This window comes from Mycobacterium sp. ITM-2016-00317 (assembly GCF_002968295.1).
GTDB lineage: Bacteria > Actinomycetota > Actinomycetes > Mycobacteriales > Mycobacteriaceae > Mycobacterium.
This window is the reverse complement of sequence record NZ_CP134399.1, coordinates 5,327,933-5,352,038: the sequence shown is the minus strand read 5'-3', so window position 1 is coordinate 5,352,038 and position 24,106 is coordinate 5,327,933. Positions and strand designations below refer to the sequence as shown.

The following is a 24,106-nucleotide window of genomic DNA, read 5'->3' as shown; positions in this document are numbered from 1 at the left end:
AAGCCATCCGTAAACCGGACCGTAAATGGGACAGAGAAACCCACCTCGGGCTGGTGCGCCGTGCCCGCCGGATGAACCGCACCCTGGCCACGGCGTTCCCGCACGTGTACTGCGAACTGGACTTCACCAACCCGCTCGAGCTCACGGTCGCGACCATCCTGTCCGCGCAGAGCACCGACAAGCGGGTCAACCTGACCACCCCGGCGCTGTTCAAGAAGTACCGCACCGCCCTGGACTACGCGCAGGCCGACCGCACCGAACTGGAAGAGCTGATCCGGCCCACCGGCTTCTACCGCAACAAGGCCAGTTCGCTGATCGGGCTGGGCCAGGCCCTGGTCGAACGGTTCGACGGCCAGGTCCCCGAGACACTCGACGAGCTGGTCACGCTGCCGGGGGTGGGGCGCAAGACCGCCAACGTGATCCTGGGTAATGCGTTCGACATCCCCGGAATCACCGTGGACACCCACTTCGGCCGGCTGGTGCGCCGGTGGCGCTGGACCGCCGAGGAAGATCCGGTCAAGGTCGAGCACGCCGTCGGTGAACTCATCGAGCGCAGCGAATGGACGCTGCTCAGCCATCGGGTGATCTTCCACGGCCGGCGCGTGTGCCACGCCCGCAAACCGGCCTGCGGGGTCTGCGTGCTCGCCAAGGACTGTCCGTCCTACGGCATCGGCCCCACCGACCCGATGATCGCGGCGCCACTGGTCAAGGGACCCGAGACCGAACACCTGCTGGCGCTGGCCGGGCTGTAGGTGCCTGGCGTGACCGTCAGTGCATCAGCCCGGTGGAGCATCGTGGCGCTGGTCGTCGTCCTCGCGCTCGGCGTCGCACTGTGGACCGAACTCGGCGCCGACGACACCCAATCCGCATCGCAGCGCGACGTGCCGTCCGCGCGGGACCGGCGCGACGCCGACACCCCCGAGGCGTTGGCAGGTCTGCGGGCCCGCGCCGCGCTGGAACCGTGCCCCGATCCGGGTGCGGGTCCCGGTCCGGCCGCGCTGCGCGGCATCGCGCTGGAATGCGTGGGCGACGGATCGCGCGTCGCGGTCGCCGAGGCGCTGGCGGGCCCGCCGTGGTGAATCTCTGGGCTTACTGGTGCGGCCCGTGCGCCGACGAACTGCCCGCGCTGGCCGAGTACCAGCGCCGGGTCGGCCCCGCGGTGACCGTGCTGACCGTGCACCAGGACGAGAACGAGAGCGCGGCGTTGCTGCGGCTGGCAGAGCTGGGCGTGCACCTGCCGACCGTGCAGGACGGCCGTCGCACCATCGCCGCAGCGCTGCGGGTGCCCAACGTGATGCCGGCCACGGTGGTGCTGCGCGCAGACGGTAGCGTTGCCGAGATTCTGCCCCGGTCGTTCGCGACCGCCGACGAGATCGCCGCCGCGGTCGACCCGAAGATTGGAGTCGCGTGAGCTGGGACAGCAGCGACGGCGAGTTGACTCCGTCCGCGGCCCCGCCCTGGTTGGCCCCGCTCGTCGCGCAACCCGGTGCGGTGCAGGACGCCTACCGGCGCCGGGTGCCCGCCGAAGTGCTGGCCGCGCTGGCCGCCGCCAACACCAAAGCCGCGGTGACCGGGGCGCGCCGGGACGCCGCGGTGCTGGTGCTCTTCTCCGGTCCGCGCGACGGTGCGCCCGGCACCCTGCCCGACGAGGCCGACCTGCTGGTCACCGTCCGCGCGTCGACGTTGCGCCACCACGCCGGACAGGCCGCGTTCCCCGGCGGCGCCGCCGACCCCGAGGACCGCAGCCCCGTGGACACCGCACTGCGGGAGGCCACCGAGGAGACCGGCATCGACGCCGCGCGACTGCAGCCGCTCGCCGTGCTGGACAAAATGTTCATCCCGCCGTCGGGCTTCCACGTGGTGCCGGTGCTGGCGTATTCACCGGATCCGGGCCCCGTCGGGGTGGTCGACCCGTTCGAGACGGCGGTGGTGGCCCGGGTCCCGGTGCGCGCCTTCATCAATCCGGAGAACCGGATCATGGTGTACCGCAAGCAGAACAGTCGGCGCTCGGCGGGCCCGGCGTTCCTGCTCAACGAGATGATGGTGTGGGGGTTCACCGGGCAGGTGATCGCGGCGATGCTGGAGGTCGCGGGCTGGGCGGTGCCTTGGGCGACCGACAACGTCTACGAACTCGACGCCGCAATCGCGCTCCTGGAGGGTCAGGGCAGCTACGGTGATGCGCAACGATGAACTCGTCACAGTGGCTTGATATCAGCATCCTGGCGTTAGCGCTCATCGCCGCCGTCTCCGGCTGGCGATCAGGCGCGCCGGGTTCCCTGCTGGCTCTGGTCGGGGTGGCGCTCGGCGCGGGCGCCGGGATCCTGTTGGCTCCGCACGTCGTCGACCACATCAGCGGCCCGCGGACCAAGCTGTTCGTCACCCTGTTCCTGATCCTGGCGCTGGTGGTGATCGGCGAGATCGCCGGGGTGGTGCTCGGCAGGGCGGTGCGCGGGGCGATCCGAAGTCCTGGCCTGCGGGTCGTCGACTCGGTCGTCGGGGTGGCGCTGCAGCTGGTGCTGGTGCTGACCGCGGCATGGCTGCTGGGCACCGCACTGGTCTCCTCGCCGCAACCGAATCTGGCCGCCGCCGTGCAGGGTTCGAAGGTGATCGCCGAAGTCGACGACGTCGCGCCCAGCTGGCTGCGGTCGGTGCCCGACCGGCTCTCGGCGCTGTGGGAGACCGCCGGACTGCACGACGTGCTGAAACCGTTCGGTCCGACGCCGGTCGCCGAAATCGACCCACCGGACCCGGCACTGGCCACCTCGCCCGTGGTCAACACCACCCGCTCCAGCGTGCTCAAGGTCCGCGGCGTCGCGCAGAGCTGCCAGAAGGTGCTCGAAGGCACCGGTTTCGTCGTCGCCCCCAACCGGGTGATGTCCAACGCGCACGTGGTCGCCGGGTCCGACAGCGTCACCGTCGAGGTCGACGGCCAGACCTACGACGCAGGCGTCATCTCGTATGACCCCGACGCCGACATCTCCATCCTCGACGTGCCCAACCTCCCGTCGGCGCCGCTGCAGTTCGTCGACACCGAGGCCCAGCCGGGCACCGACGGCATCGTCATGGGCTATCCGGGCGGCGGCGAGTTCACCGCGACCCCGGCACGGGTACGCGAGATCATCGAGCTCAACGGGCCCGACATCTACCGGTCCACCACCGTCACCCGCGAGGTCTACACGATCAGGGGCACTGTCCGGCAGGGCAATTCGGGTGGGCCGATGATCAACCGGCAGGGCAAGGTGCTGGGCGTGGTGTTCGGCGCGGCGGTCGACGACGTCGACACCGGGTTCGTGCTCACCGCCAACGAGGTGGCCAGGCAGATGGCCAAGGTCGGCAACGTCGACCGCGTCCCGACCGGAACCTGCATCAACGCAAGCTGATCAGCCGTACACCTGATCCAGGAAGCGCCGCAGCTGCTCGTTGACCGCCTCCGGGGCCTCCTCGTGGGCGAAATGCCCGGCGCCGTCGATCGAGACGTACCTGCCGTGCGGGGCGTAGCGCTGCGTCCGCTGCACCGGGTCTGCCAGCACGTACGGGTCGGCGTCACCACGCAGGTGCAGCACCGGAACCGTCAGCGGGCGCTTCATCGATCTCATGAAGCGCCGGCCCTCGGTGCGAAACTGGCTGCGCACCGCCCAACGCTGATACTCCAGCCCGCAGTGCGCCGCCGACGGGATCTGGACGGCCCGGCGCAGATGCCTGGCGGTCTCCGAGAAATCCTCGCTCGCCTGCCATTTCGTGCCCGACCGGCTGCGGACCAACCGTTCGACCTCGGCGCCGTCGTCGCGCGTCAGCGCGCGCTCCGGCCACATGGGCACCTGATAGCCCAGCAGTGACGGCAGCAGTGCCCGGCCCTGATCGCGGCGAGTCAGGGTCGAGGTGCGCAGTGCGGCCGGATGCGGGGAGCTCACCACCGCGATCGCCCGCACCGCCCGCGGGTGCAGCACCGACGTCGCCCAGCACACCAGCCCGCCGTCGGCGTGCCCCACCAGCGTGGCGCTGTGATGGCCCAACGCGCGGACCAGTCCCGCGGTGTCCCCGGCCAGCGTCCACCCGTCGTATCCGCGGGGCGGCTTGTCGCTGCCGCCGTAACCGCGCAGATCCACCGCCACCACCCGGGCACCGGTCAGACCGGTCAGCTGGTGGCGCCACGACCACCAGAACGACCCGAAGCCGTGCAGCAGGATCACCAGCGGACGATCGGCCAGGGAACGGGACGGATCGTCATCGTCGGGTCGGCGCAGTGCCTCGACAACGTGGAACCGAATCCCGTTGGCGTGCACGTCCAGGTGTCGCCACGGTCCGCCGATGCGTACCACCGACGGATCGGGTGGGGCCATTACCAGCCCGACGGGTCTTTGTGCGTCGCCGGATCGCCGTTACCGGTCGCGACGGCCCTCTTGTCCGGGCCGGGCGTGAACGCCTCGGGGATCTCCCTGACCGACTCGATGGTCTTCTGCGGGCCGCGGATACGGCGCACCTTCAGATAGCCGAACAGCGCGAGCAGCCCGGTCAGCACGAGCATGATCCCGAACACGATCAGGTACGCCGCCCACTTCCACAGCCAGGTGTCCAGCAGCTCGGCGACGAAGAAGAAAAAGAAGAACGTCGAGTAGAACAGCACGACCAGCGCCGCGATGAAGAAGATGCTGCCGGTCAGGCCCTTCTTGACGTCGCGGGTGATCTCCGCCTTCGCCAGCTCGACCTCGGCGCGCACCAGAGTGGACACCTGGGCGGTGGCGTCCTTGACCAGATCCCCGATCGACGGATCCGGTTTGGGTGCGTGAGGGTCCACCAGCGGTATCGACGTCACGGTGTTCGGCACGCCGTTTCTGCGATCGCTCACGCCTGGCTTCCTTCCGCCCACTCTTCTCGGTCGCGTTCATGTTGCCACGTGGCGTCCCACTAAACGATTCCGGCCGAGGTTAGACTGCGCGAGTTCCTTGCTGAGACGGGTCGGGCACGTCGGATTTTCGGGATAGGGGAGTGACCTCTTGAGGATGAGCGGCCACTTCCCGTGGGTCCGCGCGGCGCTCCTGGCTCTCACCGCCTTGCTGACGTTCGCGACGGTCCCTGCCCATGCCGCACCGCCGGTGGTCCTCGGCGGTGGCTCCGGCCTCGTCGTCAACGGCGAATCGCTGTGCACGCTGACCGCGATCGGCACCGACAACCAGGGGAACCTGATCGGGTTCACGTCCGCGCACTGCGGCGGCCCGGGCGCGGTCGTCGCCGCCGAGGCCGATCAAGCCGCCGGCCCCGTCGGCACGATGGTCGCCGGCAACGACATCCTCGACTACGCGGTCATCAAGTTCGACCCGGCCAAGGTCACGCCCGTCAACACCGTCAACGGCTTCCGCATCGACGGCCTGGCCCCTGACCCCCGGTTCGGCGACGTGGCCTGCAAACTGGGCCGCACCACCGGCTACTCGTGCGGCGTCACCTGGGGCCCGGGCGAGGCGCCGGGCACGATCGTCAACCAGGTGTGCGGCCAGCCCGGCGACTCGGGCGCCCCCGTCACCGTCAACAACCGACTGGTCGGCATGATCCACGGCGCGTTCTCCGAGGACCTGCCGACCTGCGTGGTCAAGTTCATCCCGCTGCACACCCCCGCGGTGACCATGTCGTTCAACACGCAGCTGGCCGACATCACCGCCAAGGGCCGCCCCGGTACCGGTTTCGTTCCCATCGGGGCGGGCTAGCTCCGACCTACTTGCCGGCCCGGATCGCCTCGAACACGCTGGGGTCGACCAGCGTGGAGGTGTCGCCGAGCTCGCGGCCCTCGGCGACGTCGCGGAGCAGCCGGCGCATGATCTTGCCGCTGCGGGTCTTCGGCAGTTCGGGCACGACGTGGATCTCGCGCGGTTTGGCGATCGGGGAGATCTCGCGGGCCACCTCGGCGCGCAGCTCGTCGATCATGTCCTTCTCGCCGCCGTGGGCGCTGGACTTGAGGATCACGAACGCGCAGATGGCCTGGCCGGTCTGCTCGTCGGTGGCGCCGACCACCGCGGCCTCGGCCACCCCGGAATGGCCGACCAGGGCCGATTCGACCTCGGCGGTGGAGATCCGGTGCCCGGAGATGTTCATGACGTCGTCGATGCGGCCCAGCACCCAGATCTCGCCGTCGCTGCCGTACCGTGCGCCGTCGCCGGCGAAGTACCAGCCCTGCTTGGCGAACCGGGCCCAGTAGGTCTCCTTGAACCGCTCGGGGTCGTTCCAGATGCCGCGCAGCATCGCCGGCCACGGCTGGTCGAGGACCAGGTAGCCGGTGGTGTGCTCCCCGTGATCGGGCGACGGTTCGAGCTCGTTGCCGTCGTCGTCGACGATCTTGGCCGAGATGCCCGGCAGCGCGCGCATCGCCGAACCGGGCTTGCACACGGTGACCCCGGGCAGCGGGGAGATCATGATCGCGCCGGTCTCGGTCTGCCACCAGGTGTCCACGATCGGGGTCTTGTCGGCGCCGAACACCTTGCGGTACCAGCGCCACGCCTCGGGGTTGATCGGCTCGCCCACGCTGCCGAGCAGCCGCAGGCTCGACAGGTCGTGCTCGGCGGCGATTTGGCGGCCCCACTTCATGAACGTGCGCACCAGCGTCGGCGCGGTGTAATAGATGGTGACGCCGTATTTTTCGATGGTCTGGTAGTGGCGGTGCTCGTCGGGCGAGGCCGGGGTGCCCTCGTAGACGACCTGGGTGGCGCCGTTGGCCAGCGGCCCGTACACGATGTAGGTGTGGCCGGTCACCCAGCCGATGTCGGCGGTGCACCAGTACACGTCGGTCTCGGGTTTGAGGTCGAAGACGTAGTAGTGGGTGTAGGCGGCCTGGGTCAGGTAGCCACCCGAGGTGTGCATGATGCCCTTGGGCTTGCCGGTGGTGCCGGAGGTGTAGAGCAGGAACAGCGGATGCTCGGAGTCGAACGCCTCGGGGGTGTGCTCGGTGGAGGCCTGGGGGACGACCTCGTCCCACCACAGGTCGCGCCCCTCGGTCCACGGGGTGTCGATACCGGTGCGGCGCACCACGACCACGTGGTCGACCGGGCTGTGGTCACCCAGACCGTCGATGGCCTCGTCGACCCCGGTTTTGAGCGAGACCGCGGACCCGCGGCGGAACTGCCCGTCGGTGGTGATGACGAGCTTGGCCTGCGCGTCGTCGATGCGCGCCTTGAGTGCGCTCGCGGAGAACCCGGCGAAGACGACCGAGTGCATGGCGCCCAGCCGGGCACACGCCAGCATCGCCACGATGGCCTCGGGCACCATCGGCATGTAGATGGCCACCCGGTCGCCGGCCTTGAGGCCGAGCTCGGTGAACGCGTTGGCCGCCTGGCTCACCTCGTCCTTGAGCTGGGCGTAGGTGATGTCGCGGGCGTCCCCGACGGGTTCGCCCTCCCAGTGGATGGCCACCCGGTCGCCGTTGCCGGCCTCGACGTGCCGGTCCACGCAGTTGTAGGCCACGTTGAGCCGCCCGCCGACGAACCACTTCGCGAACGGCGCGCCCGACCAGTCCAGCACCTCGTCGAAGGGCGTCTCCCAGGACAGTCGCTCGGCCTGCTCGGCCCAGAACGCCAGGCGGTCGGCGTCGGCCTCGTCATACAACGCCGCGGTGGCGTTGGCGTGCTCGGTGAACTCGGGGGCCGGAGGGTAGGACGCGATGGCGTCCGCAGGCGTCTCGGTCATGCCTGTGAGGGTAGTCACCCAACGTTGCACAGACGTTGGCAACTCACATCTGAGACTGCAGACGGCGGTTTCGCCGCGACGAACGTCACGGCGCGCGCGGCCACTGGTCGACTACCGTGTCCCCGCGTGACCTGTGGCAGCCCCCGATGAGCCCGACCGCCGACGACCCGTTGGCGCCGCTGACGACGCTCCCCGGGGTCGCCCAGGCCGGCGCCGACGCCGCTGACGCCCTCGGCAAGGCACACCGGCACCGGGCGAACCTGCGCGGATGGCCGGCGAACGCGGCCGAGGCGGCACTGCGCGCCGCGCGGGCATCCTCGGTCCTCGACGGCGGACCGCTGCAGTTCTCGCCGGACGGCGACCGCGATCCGGTGCTGGCCGGGGCGCTGCGTGTCGCCGAGGCGCTCGAAGGCGGGGAAGGCGCGCTGGTCGGGGCGTGGCGGCGCGCGCCACTGCAGGCGATCGCGCGGCTGCACGCGCTGGCCGCATCGGATCTGGTCGACGACGATGCGCTGGGCCGGCCGCGAGAGGGCACCGGGCGGCGGCTGGAACTGCTGGCCGACCTCGCCACCGGCGGGACGCGGGTGCCTGCGACGGTGCTCGCCGCCGTCGCGCACGGAGAACTGTTGACGCTGGAACCGTTCGGCGTCGCCGACGGTGTCGTCGCCCGCGCGGTGTCCAGGCTGATCACCATCGCCAGCGGGCTGGACCCGCACGGTCTAGGAGTGCCCGAGGTGCACTGGATGCGGCGCTCCGGCGACTACCGCGCCGCGGCCAGGGGGTTCGCCTCGGGGACGCCGGACGGTCTGGCGGCGTGGCTGGTGTTCAGCAGCGAGGGACTTCACGCCGGCGCCCGGGAGGCCCTGGCGATCGCGCAAAACGCGACCTCCTGAGGATCGACAGGTCAGCAAACGTGAAGCGGGCGGTGATCCGATAGGTCTTGCGACCGTATCGGCTCACCGCCCGCTAGCACGGGTCACCGGAGGCCAAGCGTGCCGTGTGGGTTGCGTGGGCGGCCTCGGCGTCCTTGCGCTCCGCTACGGCTGCGACCCCACCCAAAGGGTCGGTGTCGCCGTCCGATCTTCGCAATTACGCAGGCCCGCAACGCTTCTACCTATATGGCGGTATGTGCTCCGCGTGGGTTCCGGGACCCGTGCTAGGGAGCCGAGGTCGGGAGGCCGAGCCTTCTCTTCCGGCTCGGCCTTGGCCTCACCCAGCTTCCGTGGTTCCTTTCTACTACGTGACCACGGTCACATCAAGGGGTAAACGCGGTTGTGCGCCCGGATCGTTACGCCGGGACCCAGCAATTCATCTGTACTGGTAAGTAGCTTGTGTCAGAACGCGAATCGGCGCAGCAGCGAGTACGTCAGCGCACCGGCCGCCAGCGCGCTCACGCCGACAGCGGCGGTGGTCGCCACGGCCGCCCCGGACGGCGCCGGGATCCGGTCGCGCAGCGACACCGGCTTGGAGAACGTGCGGACCGGCCAGTCGCGTGCCACCGCCTCTTTGCGCAGCGCCCTGTCCGGGTTGACTGCGGTGGGGTGCCCGACCAAATCCAGCATCGGCAGGTCGGTGATCGAGTCGGAGTAGGCGTAGCAATGCTCGAGCGCGTAACCCTCGCGCTCGGCGAGCGCCCGGATGGCTTCGACCTTGCCCTCGCCGTAGCAGTAGAACGCGATCTCGCCGGTGTACTTGCCGTCTTCGACCACCATCCGCGTCGCCATCGCATGCGTGGCCCCCAGTGCACGGGCGATCGGCGCCACGATCTCCTCGCCCGAGGCGGAAACCACCACGACATCGCGGCCGCACAGTTTGTGATCGGCGATGAGCTCTGCGGCTTCAGCGAACACGAGCGGGTCGACGATCTCGTGCAGGGTCTCCCCGACGATCGTCTTCACCTGTTCGACGTCCCAGCCGGCGCACATGTTGGTGATGTAGGAGCGCATGCGGTCCATCTGCTCGTGGTCCGCGCCGGACATCAGAAACAGGAATTGCGCGTAACTCGACTTCAGCACAGTGCGCCGGTTGATTAGCCCCTGACTGAAGAACGGTTTGCTGAAAGCCAAAGTGCTGGATTTTGCGATGACGGTTTTGTCCAGATCGAAGAACGCTGCCGTGCGCACCGGCCGGTCCGGTGGAGCCGGCGGGGTCGGCACGTGGCTGTCCTCGGTGGCCGGCTCGGGTGGGGTCACTTCGTCAGCATAAGGGTGGTCTGTGTGACAGATGACGGCAGATCGTACAAAATGGCAGTTCACGACACCTGTCTGCGACTGCATCTTTCCTGGTCCTTGACCGACTTGTTCCCGTTTCGGTACTTGCGCCCGCCCTGTCATGCGTGTGTATAGTTGTCATTACTCGGCTTATGCCGGGTGTGGATCAGCCCGACCCCCCGGGGCTGATACACGACGACCTCCGCCTCCTCCCCCCCCTGGCGGGGGTCGTCCCTTTTCTGGGGTATTTCGCATTGCGGATAGTTCACCCCCCTCTTACTGAGTTGCGGAACGCGGTTTTCGCTGCGCAGGTGCCGGTGCTGCGGCACTTGTCCACAGTGTGATTTTCATCCACAGATCGTTGCCCGCACCCTGGTGCGCGGTGCGGTGCGGGCCCACGCTCGAAGTCATGACCGCTGCCGAGGCCATCCTGGTTCTGGTCGATGATCCGGTGCTCGGCGCCGACATCGACCGGGTTGTCGCCGCTGCAGGCATGCAGGTGGTGCGTGCCACGGATCCGTCCGGCCACCGTGTGTGGGCCGGCGCGGCGGCAGTCCTCGTCGACGCGGCAGCGGCGTCCCGGTGCGCCGCGCGGAGCCTGCCCCGGCGGCCCAGAGTGCTTCTGATCAGCGGCGATGCGCCCACACCGGGGGACTGGGAGGCCGCGGTGGCCATCGGCGCACAACGCGTCGTGACGCTACCGGGCGACGACCGCGACCTGATGGCCGAGCTCGCCGACGCCACCGAGGCGGCGCGCCACGCAGGGGCGCGCGGTCCCGTGGTGGCGGTGCTGGCCGGCCGGGGCGGGGGTGGCGCGTCCGTTTTCGCGACAGCTCTGGCGAAGATCGCCGCGAACTCCCTGCTGATCGACGGGGATCCGTGGGGCGGCGGCCTCGATCTGGTGCTCGGCAGTGAGACCGAACCCGGTCTGCGTTGGCCCGATCTTTCGCTGGCGGGCGGGCGGGTCAGCTTCTCCGCGCTGCGCGACGCGCTGCCGAGCCATCGCGGGGTCAGCGTGCTGTCGGGCAGTCGGGTGTTATCTGGTGACGATCCCAGCAACGAGGTGGATCCCGCCCCGCTGGAAGCGGTGATCGCGGCAGGCAGCCGTGCGGGCGTGACGGTGGTGTGCGATGTGGCGCGGCGGCCCGGACCGGCCGCCGACACGGCGGTGTCGTCAGCGGATCTGGTGGTGTTGGTCACGCCCGCGGACCTCCGGTCGTGCGCGGCCGGCGCGGCGACGGCGCAGTGGGTCGCCGCGGCCAATCCCAATGCCGGCGTGGTGGTACGCGGTCCGTCGCCGGGCGGCCTGCGGCCGATGGACGTGGCCCGCATCGTCGGCCTGCCGGTGCTCGCGGCGATGCGGCCGCAGCCCGGCATCGAGGCCTCCCTGGAACGGGGCGGGCTGCGCGTGCGCGCCCGCTCGCCTCTGGCGCGCGCCGCACGGGAGGTGTTGAGCGTGCTCGGTCAGCACCCTCAACTCGGGGCCGGCGCCGAGGCCGCCGCATGAGTTCTCCCCTGATCGACCGGGTGCGCGAACGTCTGGCCGCACAGTCGTCCCCGCTGCGACCCAGCGTGGTGGCCGCGGCCATCCGCGCGGAGTCCGGTGGGGTACTCGGCGACGCCGAGGTGCTGACCAACCTGCGCCACCTGCAGACCGAGCTCATCGGCGCGGGGCTGCTGGACCCGCTGCTGTCGGCCCCCGGAGTCACCGACGTGCTCGTCACCGCGCCCGACGCCGTCTGGGTGGACGACGGCAACGGTTTGCGACGGACGTCGGTCTGCTTCGCTGACGACGAGGCGGTACGGCGCCTCGCGCAACGACTGGCGCTGGCCGCCGGCCGCAGGCTCGACGAAGCCCAGCCCTGGGTTGACGGGAATCTCAGCGGTGTGAGCGCCGCACAGTCCGGGGCCGCGCTCAACGTTCGGCTGCACGCCGTGCTGCCGCCGGTGGCCGACGGCGGGACCTGCCTGTCGCTACGCGTGCTGCGACCGGCCAACCAGCGACTGGACGCGCTGGTCGAGGCGGGCACCATCGCGCCGGAGGCGGTCGAATTGCTGCACGGGGTCCTCGCCGCCCGCCTGGCCTTCGTGGTGTCCGGCGGCACCGGGGCGGGAAAGACGACCCTGCTGGCCGCGCTCCTGGCCGCGGTGCCCGCAGACGAGCGCATCATCTGTGTCGAGGACGCCTCGGAACTCGCGCCGGCACACCCGCACCTGGTCAAGCTGGTCGCCCGCTGCGCCAACGTCGAGGGCGCGGGCGAGGTGACCGTGCGTGACCTCGTCCGCCAGGCATTACGGATGCGGCCGGACCGCATCGTGATCGGCGAGGTGCGCGGCGCCGAGGTGGTGGATCTGCTCACCGCGCTGAACACCGGCCACGACGGCGGCTCCGGGACCGTGCACGCGAACAACCCCGCCGAGGTGCCGGCGCGGTTCGAGGCGCTCGCGGCCCTCGGCGGCCTCGACCGCGCTGCGCTGCACAGCCAGTTGGCCGCCGCGATCCACGTGGTGCTGCACGTGGCGCGCGACCGGACCGGCCGGCGCCGCCTCACCGAGGTCGGCGTGCTGCAGCGCCGTGACGACGGCATCGTCCGCGTGACCACCGGCTGGCACTGCGAGACCGGCTTCGGTCCCGCCGCGGCGGCGTTGGCCGACCTGGTCCGCGACAGGACGCGACCGTGACCGCGGCGGCGCTGGCGTTGGCCGCCGCGGTGCTCGTCGCGCCGACCGATTCGCGCCGCCGCGCCCAGGCGTTCCTCGTGCGCCGCCGTCGGCCCCTGCGGATGTCCGCTCCGGTGTGCGCGGTGCTCGTCTGCGCGGCGGTGGCCCTGCTGCTGACCCCCGGCGCGGCGCTGGCCGTCGGCATGCTGTCCGCGACACTGCTGGCCCGCGCCCGTGCGAACCGGCGGCGGCGGGCCCGGGTCACCGAGGCGGTCTCGCTGCAGGGTGCTCTCGATGTGCTCGTCGGCGAACTCCGGATCGGCGCCCACCCCGTGGCGGCGATCCGGGCGGCCGCCCAGGAGTCGAACCACGCGATCTCGGGTTCCCTCTCCGGGGTCGCGGCGAGGGCACTGCTCGGAGCCGACGTCGCCGACGGCCTGCGCGCGGCCGGGCACCGGTCCCTGTTGCCCGGATACTGGGAAAGACTCGGCGTCTGCTGGGGTCTGGCGCAGAACCAGGGGCTGGCGATCGCCACCTTGATGCAGGCCGCCCAGCGGGACATCACCGAGCGGGAACGGTTCCGCGGACGCGTCGAAGCCGGGCTGGCAGGCGCGCGGGCCACCGCGGCGATCCTGGCGGGACTGCCGGTGCTCGGAATGCTGCTCGGGCACTTGATCGGGGCGGACCCGCTGGTCTTCCTGCTGTCCGGCGGCGCGGGCGGGTGGCTGCTCATGGTCGGGACGGGTTTCGTCTGCGGCGGCCTGCTGTGGTCCGACCGCATCATGGCCTCGGTGATGACATGACCTGGGCCGCAATGCTTCTCGCCCTGGCGGCACTGCTCGTCCCCGGTGCGTCAGCGTCCCGGATGCACCGGCATCGGCATCTCGGCGACTCGGCCCACGGCGGATCGCCTGTCGGTGATGTCCTCGCCGTGGCGGCCAGCCTCGACGTGCTCGCCGCGTGCCTGCGGTCGGGGATGGCGGTGTCGTCGGCGGCCTCAGCGGTGGCGCAGTCGGCGCCGCCCGCTCTGGCGGCGCTGCTGCGCCGGGCGGCCGACCTGGTGGCGCTGGGCGCGGATCCGGTCCGGGCATGGGCGAATCCCGAAGGTGCGGTGGACCATTCGTTGGACGCATTCCTGCGGATGGCACGCCGGTCGGCCCTGTCGGGCGCTGCGCTGGCCCAGGGGGTGGACGACCTGGCCGTGCAGTTGCGCGGCGAGGCGGGGGACGCGGCGAGTGCGCGGGCCGAGCGCGCTTCGGTGCTGATGGCCGGGCCGCTGGGGTTGTGCTACCTGCCGGCGTTCCTGTGCCTGGGGATTGTTCCCGTCGTCGCCGGGTTGGCCGGCGAGGTCTTGCAGTCGGGCGTTCTGTGACGAAAAACGAAGGAGAAAATGACCATGAGGCAACAACTTCGGGACATCAAGGCCCGCCTGCTGGTGTTGGCCGTCGCCGACGACGGCATGTCCACCGTGGAGTACGCCATCGGGACCATTGCCGCAGCCGCGTTCGGCGCGATCCTCTACACGGTGGTGACCGGGGATTCGATCGTGACGGCGCTGACCAACATCATCAGCCGGGCGCTGAACACGAACGTCTGAGCGGTGAGTCCGGAATCTCCACCGCCGAAGCGGCTTTCGGGATCCTGGCGTTGGTGGGTGTTCTCGTCGCCTGCGTCGCCGGGCTCACCGCGGTGTCGATGCAGGTGCGCTGCATCGACGCCGCCCGCGAAGCTGCGCGCCTGGCCGCCCGCGGCGACGACGCGTCGGCCACCGCCGCGGCGCGGCGGATCGCGCCGGACGACGCGGTCGTCGCGGTGCGTCGCGACGGGGACTTCGTCGTGGCCCGGGTCAGCACGCGATCGGCGGTGCTACCCGGCATCGTCATTGCCGCCGAAGGTGTGTCGGCCCTCGAACCCGCTGACCGGTGAGTGCGGCGCGGCGACCGTGGCCGCGGCGCTGATGGTGCTGGCGCTGGTGGCGGTCACGTGGGGCGGGGTCGCGGTCGCCTCGGCGGTGACGGCCCGGCACCGCGCGCAGGCCGCCGCCGACCTCGCCGCGCTCAGCGCCGCATACCGGATCGCGGCCGGGCACACCGCGGCGTGCGGGACGGCCGACCACGTCGCCACCGCGATGGGGGCCAAGGTGGCCGACTGCGCAGTCGACGGGCTCGACGTGCAGGTGCGCACCACGGTCGCGGTGCCGGCGGCTGGCGCGGCCGTCGGGCCGGCCTCGGCGGTCGCCCGGGCCGGGCCGGCCGCCCCCGCACGCTGACTCGCGCAGGTTGACGCGAGAATCGTGGCGTGGACCCGAACCCGTCGCTCGGCCCGGTTTACTTGCGACCGCAGACGGATAAGCAGCCCGCATGACCGGCCGCGAGACTCTTGCCGGCCGCTACGAGTTACGCGGCCTGCTCGGTTGCGGCGGCATGGCCGAGGTACGGGACGGCTGGGACACCCGACTGCACCGCCCGGTCGCGGTCAAGCTGCTGCACCCGAACCTCAACGCCGATCCGATCGCCCGGCAGAGATTCGCCGCCGAGGCCCGCGCCGCGGCCGGCCTGTCGCATCCCGGCATCGTCGCCGTGCACGATTTCGGCGACTACGACGGACGACCGTTCATCGTGATGGAGCGCCTGCCCGGACACACCCTCGCCGACGTGCTCGCCCGCGGCCCGATGCCGCCGGCGCAGGTGCGGGCGGTGCTCGACGACGTGCTGGCCGCCCTCGAGGTCGCCCACGGGGCCGGGGTGCTGCACCGCGACATCAAGCCCGGCAACATCCTGGTGTCGGCGGCCGGGGACCGGATGCAGGTCGCGGACTTCGGTATCGCCAAGAGCGGTACCACCAATCACACCGCGACCGGGCAGATCATCGGCACGCTGAACTATCTGAGCCCCGAACGGATAACCGGTGCCCCCGCGTCGGTGGCCGACGACCTGTACGCCGTCGGCGTCATCGGATACGAGGCGCTGCTGGGCCGGCGCGCCTTTCCGCAGGACAACCCGGCGGCCCTGGCGTGGGCGATCACCGATGGCCCGCCGCCGCCGTTGGCCGGACTGCGCACCGATGCCGATCCGGTCCTGGTCGGAGTCATCGACCGAGCCATGAGCCGCGATCCGCATCTGCGCTTCGGCAGCGCCGCGCAGATGCGTGCCGCGCTGGCCGGCGATGCATCCGCGTGGTCAGCCGGTGCAGGCGCGCCCCGGCCGGCCACCCGGATGCTCACCGCGCCGGTGCCGCAGCCGATTCCTCCTGCGCCGCCGCGCCGCCCGATGTCCCGGGCCCGCAAGTATGCGCTGGGCGCCGGCGTGCTGGGCGCCTTCACCGTGTCGGCGATCGCGCTGGCGATGGACCCGTTCTCGTCGTCGGCCCCCGCCGAACCGGTCGGCACTAGCACGACGGCACCCGCCCCGCCGCCGGTCACCACACCCGCACCGTCACAGGTCGTCTCGACGGCCCCGCCTGCGCCGCAACAGCCCGAGGAGAGGAAGGGCCCGCCCGGCAAGGCCGAGCGCGAAGGCAAGGGCCCGGGCAACGGAAAGGGCCCCGGCAACGGAAAGGGTCCTGGCAACGGGAACGGCGGTGGCCCGGGCCGAGGTGGCCCGTAGCGCAGGACTCGCCTGCGGATCTGGATTGTCACGTGGAGCCAAGACGGCTGTCCATATCGACCGCAGCGTTGCCAAACGCGGTGGGAGCCGGAGCGGCGCGCCTCGACTCCGAACCGGGCTAGACATTGCTCACGCCACAGGGGGAGAGACGGGAATGACGGTGACTGCGGCGGACGCGGCCGTTGAGCTAGGTGCGGGACGACCTGTCCCTGCGGGACAGCGCTTTCGGTCTGCGGGACGGCTGCTCGACCGCACCATCGAGGCCGGCTGCGGCGAGCTCGGACGGTGTCGGCAGGCGCAGCGACGCCAGCCCGGCATCGACGTTCCTGCCGAGCTTGACGCGATTCACCGTGACGTGCACCGGCGTCCATCCACCGTCCGGGCCGGCCATCCGCAACACCCCACTGGCCACGCCGGTGGTGAACTCGGCGGCCATCGCCGGCATCGTCGTCTTCCGGTCGTCCGGGTGCAGCGATTCCGCGCTGACCATGGTGGCGCGCCAGTCAAGGAACGGCACCGGGTCATCCAGCCATTTCAGCAAGGTCCAGTGCCGCGGATCCACCAGCGCCCGGTACACGCCGGGCTGGCGCATCCCCTCGACGATGCGCTGGGCCAGCAGGTCGTGCTGAATGCTGGGGCCTTCCCGGACGCTGCGCCAGTTCATCGCCCGGCAGATCAACCGTTCGCTGCCGTCGGCCTGCACCTCGGGAAGCGAGCGCGCCACGAACCCGACCGTGATGGGTTGGCCGCGGTAATCGGTGACATCCCAGGTGTTGCACAGCGTCACCCCTGGCTCGGGCTGGATCACCATGCTCAGCACCTCGGCTTCGTTCGGGTTCAGGTCACGCCGGGGCAGGTCGTCGGCGAACGCCCGCCCGTGGGTGGCCTGCCTCGCCGGATCCCAACCGCCGACCTCCAGGGACTCGGGGGTGTCGGTGGCCGTACCCGCGGTCAGATCCCACATCAGCGAGCCCACCAGCGGGCGTTCCGGCGGAGCCTCGTCGGGCGCTCCGGCCCAGAGTTGGACGCCGTGGATCCGGCCGTCGGACATCTGCACGACCTCGGTGCGGATCACCCGGTCGTTCTTCGGCGTGATGCTGCTCAAACCGCCTCCGGCGCGCACGGTCTCGCCGATCGCCGTCTGGATCGCCATCAGGTGCGGGTTGCGGCGCAGATAGGTGGCGACCGGGACGAGGTCCTTGGTGTACGCGCCGTGGGCGACGACGGCGGGCTCGGTGCCGAGTGTTTCCACGAGCAACCAGTCGTGGGTCATGCGGGTGATCCTACCGATGCGGAAAGCGCAAAGCGGGAGGTCCGCACACCACGGAATCCGCACCGCGGCGCGGTGAGCGGCGCGGATCGCTGCCGGTAGTGGGGCTCGGCGGAGCGGATCTCGTCGCCGGCGGCATCTGATGCGGTGCGCGGCGTCATCCGGTGCGCCCGGCCAGCAGTCGCACCACCAGTCGCAGCACCCGCACCGCACCGGCCTTGTCCAGTGGGTCGTTTCCGTTGCCGCACTTCGGGGACTGCACGCAGGACGGACAGCCCGAGGGACACTCGCACGCGTCGATCGCCGATGCGGTGGCCTCCCACCAGCGCTCCATCGTGCGGAATCCGCGCGCGGCGAAGCCGGCGCCGCCGGGGTAGCCGTCGTAGACGAAGATCGACGGCAGGCCGCCGACGGGGCCCACCGCGGTCGACACCCCGCCGATGTCGCCGCGGTCGCAGCTGGCCATCAGCGGCAGCAGGCCGATGGCGGCGTGTTCGGCGGCGTGCAACGAGCCGGGTGTCCGCAGTGGGTCGATGCCGTTGTCCTGCAGGGCTTCCGCGGTGATGGTGCACATCACCGCCATCGTCTCGAGGCTGCGGGTCGGCATGTCGAGTTCGACGAAGTCGATCACCTCGCCGTCCCGGCGCCGGCGCAGGTAGCCGGTGACGGTGTTGCTGACCGACACCGGCACCAGGCCCACGGTGACCGGGCCGTGCTCGGTGCGCTCACCGGGACCGGTGACGCTGATGTCGGTCAACTCCCGCGCGAACGTCGTATAGCCGGGGTCCTCCGCGTGCACGAACGCGACGCCGTCCTCGAAATCGAGGGAATCGACGACATAACTCTCACCCTGATGCAGATAGACCGCGCCCGGATGCACCGAGGCCGGCGCCTGCCCCGCACCCGTGCTGCCCAGCATCCGTCCGGTGCCCACCTCCAGGATCGCGATCTGCCCGCCGATGGCGCCCCGGATGTCCACCGCGGGGTGCGGATCCAGGCCGGGGGCCGGGAAGTATCCGCTGGGCCGGCGGCGCAGCAGCCCGTCGTCGACCAGTGACTCGGCCACCGTCTCCGCGCCCCACATCCGGACCTCGGCTTCAGTCAGAGGGAGTTCGGTTGCCGCGCAGAGCAACTGCGGGCCCAGCACGTACGGGTTCCCGGGGTCGATCACCACCCGTTCAATCGGCTTGTCCAGCAGCGCCGACGGATGGTGCACCAGGTAGGTGTCCAGCGGGTCGTCGCGGGCGATGAGCACGATCAGCGCGCCCTGGCCGCGCCGTCCGGCACGGCCTGCCTGCTGCCAGAACGAGGCCACCGTGCCCGGAAACCCGGCCAGCACAACGGCGTCGAGGCCGGCGATGTCCACGCCCAGTTCCAGCGCGTTCGTCGTGGCCACGCCCAGCAGCTCGCCCTCGGCCAGCGCGCGCTCCAATTCGCGGCGATCCTCGGCCAGATACCCGGCGCGGTAGGACGCCACCCGCGGTGCCAGCTCGGGTGCGGTGTCGGTCAGCCTGGCCCGCGCGCCCAGCGCGGTGAGCTCGGCGCCGCGCCGCGACCGCACGAACGTGAGCGTGCGTGCGCCCTCGGCGATCAGGTCGGCCATCACCCGCGAGGCCTCGGCGCCGGCCGAACGGCGCACGGGCGCACCGTTCTCGCCGACGAGGTCGGCCATCAGCGCCGGCTCCCACAGCGCGACTGTGCGCGCCCCCTGCGGCGAGCCGTCCTCGGTCACCTCGGCGACGGTCTGTCCGATCAACTCCGATGCCGTGGCCGCGGGCGCGGCGGTGGTGGCGCTCGCGAAGATGACGGTCGGTCCGGAGAACGCCGAGCCCGGCGCGGCATACCGTGCGCACAGGCGCAGCAGGCGGCGCAGCACCATCGCCACGTTGGACCCGAAAATTCCTCGGTAGTAGTGGCATTCGTCGACGACCACGTACTGCAGGTGGCGCAGGAAGACCGCCCAGCGGGCGTGGTTGCGCAGCAGCGACAGATGGATCATGTCGGGATTGGAGAAGATCCAGCGGGACCGCTCCCGGGCGAAGCGGCGCACCTCGGTGGGACTGTCGCCGTCGTAGGGGCTGGGCGCGACGTCGGCCAGCCCCGGGATGGCCATGGTCAGCGCGGCGGCGGACCGCAACTGGTCGTGGCCGAGCGCCTTGGTCGGCGACAGGTACAGCGCCCGCGACCGCGGATTCTCCTTCAATGCTGTCAATATGGGCAGCTGGTAACCCAGCGACTTGCCTGAGGCGGTGCCGGTGCTCAGCACGACATGGCGGCCGTCCCTGGCCAGCTCGGCGGCCGCCAGCTGATGTGACCACATCGCTTCGACACCGCGATCATGGAACGCCTGCACCACATCTGGGTCCGCCCAGGCCACGCCTGCGGCCGCGCCCGTCTCGGTGCCAGGTCGGCGACATGACGCAGCGGATGCTCGCCGGCGGCGGTCCCGTCGACGGCGCACGCGAGCAGTTCGCGGCCGAAATCCGGCCCCGGATCCGTCACGTCGGCCCCTTCCGGTCTGGTCTCCCGTGAATTGTTCACTACGTGATTGCCGCGAGACTGTCGCGGAGGCCCTGAACATGGTTGACTTACGACGGTCGCAGCTTCTGTGTTCGTGTATCAGCACTCGCAGGAACGACGTTGCGATCGCGGTTCCTGCGAGGGTTGTAGGTCGGGTCGAGTTCCGAGCACTCCACGAAGGTATGGCGGTCGGAACGGGCCCGGTCTGCCGAATAACGGCGGGCCGCACCCGGTGAATATAGAGAAGGAAAGTACGAAAGATGCCACAGGGAACTGTGAAGTGGTTCAACGCGGAAAAGGGCTTCGGCTTCATCGCCCCCGAGGACGGCTCCGCTGACGTTTTTGTCCACTACACGGAGATCCAGGGTTCGGGCTTCCGCACCCTGGAGGAGAATCAGAAGGTCGAGTTCGAGGTCGGCCAGAGCCCCAAGGGGCCGCAGGCCACCGGCGTTCGCGCCATCTGAGCGGCCACCAAGACCTCAAGACGCCCCCGCGCAGTCCACACGGACCCGCGGGGGCGTTCTTGTATGCAGGTGGTTGATCACCCCGGCGGCACGGTGACGCGTCGACGGGGCCTGGCTGGCTTAGTGTCTGAGGGGTGAGCCAGCTGTCCTTCTTCTCGGCCGAGTCGGTGCCCCCGGTGGTCGCCGACCTGACCGGGATTCTGGCTGCGACCGGACAGGCGGTCGTCGTCGGCGCCGCGGGGCAGCAGGCTGCGCGGCTGTCCGTGGTGGTCGACGCGCTGTGGCGCGCCGAGGGCCTGGCCGAGATGATCGCCGACGTCGGACTGGACGCCGAGATCGCGCGCACCGAGGAGGACAGCCCGCTGGTGCGCACCGCGGTGGACCCCCGGTTGCTCGACATCGCCGCCGACTGGAGCACGGGGGCGGTCAAGACCGTCCCCGCGCAGTGGCTGCCCGGTCCGCGGCAGCTGCGGGCGTGGACGTTGGCGGCGGGCAGGCAGGAGGACGACCGCTACCTCCTCGGGCTCGACCCGCACGCTCCCGACACGCATTCTGCGCTCGCGTCAGCGATGATGAGAGTCGGGATCGCACCTACTCTCATCGGCACCAGAGGGTCCTGTCCCGCGCTGCGGATCAGTGGGCGGCGACGGCTATCGCGGCTGGTAGAGAACGTGGGGGAACCGCCGGCACACCACGACGCGTTGCACCATTGGCCGCGTCTGTAGCCGGTCGAAGGGGACCCGGGGACGGGGCGACGGTTTGCGTCGGCAGGCCGGGGGTGTCAAATTGTCACTTGCCGGGGCGGGTCGAATGAGTGAATGCTCTCCGCAGGCAGCTGAAGAATTGGGAGCTGGACACAGGTGGCTGACGAGGACCGCGGCAGCGGCAAAAGTGGCGCCGAGCCGCGCAGGGGCAACGGATCGCCTGTGCGGCGGCTCGTCATTGTCGAGTCGCCCACCAAGGCGCGCAAGATCGCAGGTTATCTGGGGTCCAACTACATCGTTGAGTCCTCCCGCGGACACATCCGTGATCTGCCCCGGGCCGCCGCCGACGTCCCGGCGAAGTACAAGTCGGAGCCGTGGGCACGCCTGGGTGTCAACGTCGACGCCGACTTCGAACCGCTCTACATCATCAGCCCGGACAAGAAGAGCACCGTCGCTGATCTGAAGGACAAGCTCAAGAACGTCGACGAGCTCTATCTGGCCACAGACGGTGACCGCGAGGGCGAGGCGATCGCCTGGCACCTGCTGGAAACGCTGAAGCCGCGCATCCCGGTCAAGCGGATGGTGTTCCACGAGATCACCGAACCGGCGATCCGCGCGGCCGCCGAAGATCCCCGCGACCTGGACAACGACCTGGTCGACGCGCAGGAGACGCGCCGCATCCTCGACCGCCTCTACGGCTACGAGGTCAGCCCCGTGCTGTGGAAGAAGGTCGCCCCGAAGCTGTCGGCCGGCCGGGTGCAGTCGGTCGCGACCCGCATCATCGTCCAGCGCGAACGCGAGCGGATGGCGTTCCGCAGCGCCGGCTACTGGGACGTCACCGCCGAATTGGACGCCAGCGTCTCCGACGCGCAGGCCACCCCGCCGACGTTCACCGCGAAACTGAACACGGTCGACGGGCGCCGCGTGGCCAGCGGCCGCGATTTCGACTCCCTCGGCGCGCTCAAGAAGCCCGACGAGGTGCTCGTCCTGGACGAGGCCGCCGCCAACGGTCTGGCCGGCGGCCTGCGCGGCGCACAGCTCGCGGTCACCTCGGTGGAGCAGAAGCCCTACACCCGCCGCCCCTACGCGCCGTTCATGACCTCGACGCTGCAGCAGGAGGCGGGCCGCAAGCTGCGGTTCTCGTCGGAGCGCACGATGAGCATCGCGCAGCGGCTGTACGAGAACGGCTACATCACCTATATGCGTACCGACTCGACCACGCTGTCGCAGTCGGCCATTGACGCCGCACGCAACCAGGCCCGCCAGCTTTACGGCGAGGAGTACGTGCATCCGACGCCGCGCCAGTACACCCGCAAGGTCAAGAACGCGCAGGAGGCCCACGAGGCCATCCGGCCGGCGGGCGACGTGTTCCAGACCCCCGGTCAGCTGCACAGCCAGCTCGACACCGACGAGTTCCGCCTCTACGAGCTGATCTGGCAGCGCACCGTCGCCTCGCAGATGGCCGACGCGCGCGGCACCACGCTGAGCCTGCGCATCGCCGGAGCCGCTCGCTCGGGCGAGCAGGTGGTCTTCAACGCCAGCGGCCGGACCATCACGTTCGCGGGCTTCCTGAAGGCCTACGTGGAGAGTCTCGACGATCAGGCGGGCGGGGAGGCCGACGACGCCGAGAGCCGGCTGCCGAACCTGACCCAGGGCCAGCGTGTCGACGCCAAGGACCTGACTGCCGACGGCCACACCACCTCGCCGCCGGCGCGCTACACCGAGGCCTCGCTGATCAAGGCGCTCGAGGATCTGGGGATCGGCCGGCCGTCGACCTACAGCTCGATCATCAAGACGATCCAGGACCGCGGCTACGTGCACAAGAAGGGCAGTGCGCTGGTCCCGTCCTGGGTGGCGTTCGCCGTGATCGGGTTGCTGGAGCAGCACTTCGCCCGGCTGGTCGATTACGACTTCACCGCCGCGATGGAAGACGAGCTCGACGCGATCGCCTCGGGTCATGAGCAAAGGACGAACTGGCTCAACAACTTCTACTTCGGTGGCGAGCACGGCGTCGAAGGTTCCATCGCCCGGGAGGGTGGGCTCAAGCAGCTGGTGGGCGGCAACCTCGAAGAGATCGACGCGCGAGAAGTCAACTCCATCAAGCTCTTCGACGATGCCGAAGGTCGTGCGATCAACGTCCGGGTGGGCCGCAACGGCGCCTACCTCGAGCGCATGGTCATTGATCCTGAAGCTCCGGACGGCCCTTTGAAACCCCAGCGCGCCAACCTCAAGGACGAGCTGACCCCCGACGAGCTCACCCTCGAGCTGGCCGAAAAGCTTTTCGCCACACCGCAAGAGGGCCGCTCCCTGGGTGTCGACCCGGAGACCGGGCACGAGGTCGTCGCCAAGGACGGCCGCTACGGCCCGTACGTCACCGAGGTGCTGCCGGAACCCCCCGACGACGGTGAAGCCGGCGCGACCGCCAAGAAGGGCAAGAAGCCGACGGGTCCGAAGCCGCGCACCGGTTCGCTGTTCCGGTCGATGGACCTGGAGACGGTGACGCTGGAGGATGCGCTCAAGCTGCTGTCGCTGCCCCGCGTGGTCGGGGTCGACCCGGCCGACGGTGAGGAGATCACCGCGCAGAACGGCCGCTACGGCCCGTACCTGAAGAAGGGCACCGACTCGCGGTCGCTGGCCACCGAGGACCAGATCTTCTCCATCACGCTCGACGAGGCGCTCAAGATCTACGCCGAGCCGAAGCGCCGTGGGCGCCAGGGCGCGGCCACCCCGCCGCTGCGCGAGTTGGGCGTCGACCCGGTGTCGGAGAAGCCGATGGTGATCAAGGACGGCCGCTTCGGTCCGTACGTCACCGACGGGGAGACCAACGCGAGCCTGCGCAAGGGCGACGACGTCATGACGATCACCGACGCGCGCGCGTCCGAGCTGCTCGCCGACCGCCGTGCCCGTGGGCCGGTGAAGAAGAAGGCCGCCCCGAAGAAGGCGGCCAAGAAGGCCGCCAAGAAGGCGCCGGCGAAGAAGGTCGCGAAGAAGGCCTAGCCGTTCC

21 protein-coding genes and 2 pseudogenes are annotated in these 24,106 nt (G+C 70.5%); 17 read left to right on the top strand and 6 right to left on the bottom strand.

All coding sequences use genetic code 11. From position 1 onward, the window contains the following. The first annotated feature begins 71 nt into the window (after positions 1–71). From nth to marP, 4 genes and pseudogenes are all read left to right on the top strand, one after another. The gene (gene nth, locus C6A87_RS25600) at positions 72–752 is read left to right on the top strand and encodes an endonuclease III (RefSeq protein WP_311118081.1); all 681 of its coding nucleotides are present in this window, start codon (positions 72–74) and stop codon (positions 750–752) included. Next, a pseudogene (locus C6A87_RS25595) lies at positions 753–1,411 on the top strand (TlpA family protein disulfide reductase). It abuts the gene before it with no gap. Next, the gene (locus C6A87_RS25590; protein WP_311114806.1) at positions 1,408–2,190 is read left to right on the top strand and encodes a CoA pyrophosphatase; all 783 of its coding nucleotides are present in this window, start codon (positions 1,408–1,410) and stop codon (positions 2,188–2,190) included. Before C6A87_RS25595 ends, C6A87_RS25590 begins: the two are co-directional and overlap by 4 nt. Then, the gene (marP, locus tag C6A87_RS25585; RefSeq protein WP_311114805.1) at positions 2,187–3,380 is read left to right on the top strand and encodes an acid resistance serine protease MarP; all 1,194 of its coding nucleotides are present in this window, start codon (positions 2,187–2,189) and stop codon (positions 3,378–3,380) included. Before C6A87_RS25590 ends, marP begins: the two co-directional genes overlap by 4 nt. Here the strand turns inward: marP and C6A87_RS25580 are convergent, their stop codons facing one another. Further along, entirely contained in the window at positions 3,381–4,340 is a 960-nt protein-coding gene (locus tag C6A87_RS25580) for an alpha/beta fold hydrolase (protein ID WP_311114804.1), read from the bottom strand. It abuts the gene before it with no gap. Next, entirely contained in the window at positions 4,340–4,846 is a 507-nt protein-coding gene (locus C6A87_RS25575; protein ID WP_311114803.1) for a phage holin family protein, read from the bottom strand. Before C6A87_RS25575 ends, C6A87_RS25580 begins: the two co-directional genes overlap by 1 nt. A 154-nt stretch (positions 4,847–5,000) precedes the next feature. On the opposite strand from C6A87_RS25575, the gene C6A87_RS25570 reads away from it, so the two are divergent. Next, positions 5,001–5,699 (top strand): S1 family peptidase, encoded by a 699-nt coding sequence (locus C6A87_RS25570; RefSeq protein WP_311114802.1) that lies wholly within the window; start codon positions 5,001–5,003, stop codon positions 5,697–5,699. A gap of 7 nt (positions 5,700–5,706) precedes the next feature. On the opposite strand, the gene acs is transcribed toward C6A87_RS25570, so the two are convergent. Further along, the gene (acs, locus tag C6A87_RS25565) at positions 5,707–7,668 is read right to left on the bottom strand and encodes an acetate--CoA ligase (protein WP_311114801.1); all 1,962 of its coding nucleotides are present in this window, start codon (positions 7,666–7,668) and stop codon (positions 5,707–5,709) included. Between the two features lie 146 nt (positions 7,669–7,814). On the opposite strand from acs, the gene C6A87_RS25560 reads away from it, so the two are divergent. After that, positions 7,815–8,561 carry an oxidoreductase gene (locus C6A87_RS25560; protein WP_311114800.1) on the top strand — a complete coding sequence of 249 codons (747 nt, stop codon included), beginning with the start codon at positions 7,815–7,817 and terminating at the stop codon, positions 8,559–8,561. A gap of 441 nt (positions 8,562–9,002) precedes the next feature. Here C6A87_RS25560 and C6A87_RS25555 read toward each other — a convergent pair whose 3' ends face one another. Then, a complete protein-coding gene (locus C6A87_RS25555; RefSeq protein WP_311118080.1) occupies positions 9,003–9,824 on the bottom strand; it encodes an HAD-IB family hydrolase in 822 nt (273 codons plus the stop codon). A gap of 463 nt (positions 9,825–10,287) precedes the next feature. Between C6A87_RS25555 and ssd the strand changes: the two genes are divergently transcribed. The 8 genes from ssd (at position 10,288) to C6A87_RS25515 (ending at position 16,144) form a co-directional block, all read left to right on the top strand. After that, positions 10,288–11,385 (top strand): septum site-determining protein Ssd, encoded by a 1,098-nt coding sequence (gene ssd, locus C6A87_RS25550; RefSeq protein WP_311114799.1) that lies wholly within the window; start codon positions 10,288–10,290, stop codon positions 11,383–11,385. Then, positions 11,382–12,560, top strand: coding sequence for a TadA family conjugal transfer-associated ATPase (locus tag C6A87_RS25545; protein WP_311114798.1), 1,179 nt, complete (start codon positions 11,382–11,384; stop codon positions 12,558–12,560). Before ssd ends, C6A87_RS25545 begins: the two co-directional genes overlap by 4 nt. Continuing rightward, positions 12,557–13,342, top strand: coding sequence for a type II secretion system F family protein (locus C6A87_RS25540; RefSeq protein ID WP_311114797.1), 786 nt, complete (start codon positions 12,557–12,559; stop codon positions 13,340–13,342). The genes C6A87_RS25545 and C6A87_RS25540 overlap by 4 nt, the downstream gene beginning before the upstream one ends. After that, positions 13,339–13,911: a type II secretion system F family protein gene (locus C6A87_RS25535; RefSeq protein WP_311114796.1), complete on the top strand. Its 573-nt coding sequence runs from the start codon at positions 13,339–13,341 to the stop codon at positions 13,909–13,911. The genes C6A87_RS25540 and C6A87_RS25535 overlap by 4 nt, the downstream gene beginning before the upstream one ends. A 24-nt stretch (positions 13,912–13,935) precedes the next feature. Further along, positions 13,936–14,136: a DUF4244 domain-containing protein gene (locus C6A87_RS25530; RefSeq protein ID WP_396836939.1), complete on the top strand. Its 201-nt coding sequence runs from the start codon at positions 13,936–13,938 to the stop codon at positions 14,134–14,136. Positions 14,137–14,150: 14 nt separating this feature from the next. Continuing rightward, positions 14,151–14,465, top strand: a complete 315-nt coding sequence (locus tag C6A87_RS25525; RefSeq protein WP_311118079.1) for a TadE family type IV pilus minor pilin — start codon at positions 14,151–14,153, stop codon at positions 14,463–14,465. Continuing rightward, positions 14,434–14,808, top strand: a complete 375-nt coding sequence (locus C6A87_RS25520; RefSeq protein ID WP_311114794.1) for an Rv3654c family TadE-like protein — start codon at positions 14,434–14,436, stop codon at positions 14,806–14,808. The genes C6A87_RS25525 and C6A87_RS25520 overlap by 32 nt, the downstream gene beginning before the upstream one ends. A 91-nt stretch (positions 14,809–14,899) precedes the next feature. Beyond that, positions 14,900–16,144, top strand: coding sequence for a serine/threonine-protein kinase (locus tag C6A87_RS25515; RefSeq protein ID WP_311114793.1), 1,245 nt, complete (start codon positions 14,900–14,902; stop codon positions 16,142–16,144). Positions 16,145–16,331: 187 nt separating this feature from the next. Here the strand turns inward: C6A87_RS25515 and C6A87_RS25510 are convergent, their stop codons facing one another. Beyond that, complete coding sequence (locus tag C6A87_RS25510) at positions 16,332–17,417, bottom strand: PAS domain-containing protein (RefSeq protein ID WP_311114792.1); 1,086 nt, start codon at positions 17,415–17,417, stop codon at positions 16,332–16,334. Between the two features lie 154 nt (positions 17,418–17,571). Continuing rightward, positions 17,572–19,916, bottom strand: a pseudogene (locus tag C6A87_RS25505) (DEAD/DEAH box helicase). A gap of 278 nt (positions 19,917–20,194) precedes the next feature. Between C6A87_RS25505 and C6A87_RS25500 the strand changes: the two are divergent. The 3 genes from C6A87_RS25500 (at position 20,195) to topA (ending at position 24,099) form a co-directional block, all read left to right on the top strand. Continuing rightward, positions 20,195–20,398, top strand: a complete 204-nt coding sequence (locus tag C6A87_RS25500) for a cold-shock protein (protein ID WP_003882601.1) — start codon at positions 20,195–20,197, stop codon at positions 20,396–20,398. Between the two features lie 134 nt (positions 20,399–20,532). Next, positions 20,533–21,123, top strand: a complete 591-nt coding sequence (locus C6A87_RS25495) for a hypothetical protein (RefSeq protein WP_311114791.1) — start codon at positions 20,533–20,535, stop codon at positions 21,121–21,123. A gap of 135 nt (positions 21,124–21,258) precedes the next feature. Beyond that, positions 21,259–24,099, top strand: a complete 2,841-nt coding sequence (gene topA / locus C6A87_RS25490) for a type I DNA topoisomerase (RefSeq protein ID WP_311114790.1) — start codon at positions 21,259–21,261, stop codon at positions 24,097–24,099. Positions 24,100–24,106 lie beyond the last annotated feature (7 nt).